Annotated in this window: 1 protein-coding gene and 1 pseudogene; both read right to left on the reverse strand. The window is 68.4% G+C overall.

The genetic code is table 11. The features are described from left to right. Nucleotides 1-225: pseudogene (locus tag AX744_RS14065) on the reverse strand (NTP pyrophosphohydrolase); the annotation flags it as partial. A gap of 61 nt (nt 226-286) precedes the next feature. Further along, nucleotides 287-1,091, reverse strand: an 805-nt coding sequence (locus AX744_RS14070; protein WP_157543617.1) for a GTPase, incomplete at its 5' end; no start/stop codon positions are given.

Below are 1,091 nucleotides of genomic sequence, written 5' to 3' on the forward strand. Positions count from 1 at the left end.
CTCGTGCAGCGCCCCGCCGGGAAGCCCCCACGTCCCCCCGAAGTGGCTCCAGGAGACGCGGTGCTGCAGCAGGATCCCGCGCGCGGGATCGTAGGCGAGAAGACCGGCGGCGCCGAAGCGCCCCCAGTACTTCTCCCCCGACTCCGAGATCACCCAGGCATCGCCGGGATTCCGCGGCCCCTCGGGGCGACGCGGCTCACCGGAAGCAGGAGGTACGACAGTCACACACTCAGCCTTTCACAGCATCGGGGCGACGGCACCACGGCGCGACATGCGCCGGAACAGATCAGCGCTGACGCTTCTCGCGCACGCGCATGTTGATCACGATCGGCGTGCCCTCGAACGAGTAGAGCTCGCGCAGACGCCGCTGGATGAACCGGCGGTACCCGGGGTCGAGGAAACCGGTCGTGAACAGCACGAACGTCGGCGGGCGCGTCGATGCCTGCGTACCGAACAGGATGCGCGGCTGCTTGCCTCCACGCAGCGGGTGCGGGTGCTCCGCCACGAGTTCCGCGAGGAACGCGTTGAACTTGCCCGTCGGAATACGACGGTCCCAGTTCTCCAGCGCGGTCTCCAAGGCGGGAACGAGCTTGTCGAGGTGACGCCCGGTCTTCGCGGAGATGTTCACGCGCGGGGCCCAGGCGACGTGTGCGAGGTCCTGCTCGATCTCCCGCTCGAGGTAGCGACGGCGATCGGCGTTCTCGAGGTCGTCGTCGTTGAGGCGGTCCCACTTGTTGAACGCGAGGACCAGTGCACGACCCGACTCCAGCACCAGGTCGATGATGCGCACGTCCTGCTCACTGATCGACTCGGAGACGTCGAGCACGACGACAGCGACCTCCGCCTTCTCCAGCGCAGCGGAGGTGCGCAGCGACGCGTAGAAGTCCGCGCCCTGCGCCATGTGCACGCGACGACGGATGCCGGCGGTGTCGACCAGACGCCACATCTTGCCACCCAGCTCCACGACCTCGTCGACCGGATCGCGCGTGGTGCCGGCGAGATCGTTGACGACCACGCGCTCCTCGCCGGCCGCCTTGTTCAGCAGCGACGACTTGCCGACATTCGGGCGACCGAGGATGGCGACCCGGCGG

The organism is Microbacterium sp. CCH5-D1 (assembly GCF_001557335.1).
Lineage (GTDB): Bacteria > Actinomycetota > Actinomycetes > Actinomycetales > Microbacteriaceae > Microbacterium > Microbacterium oxydans.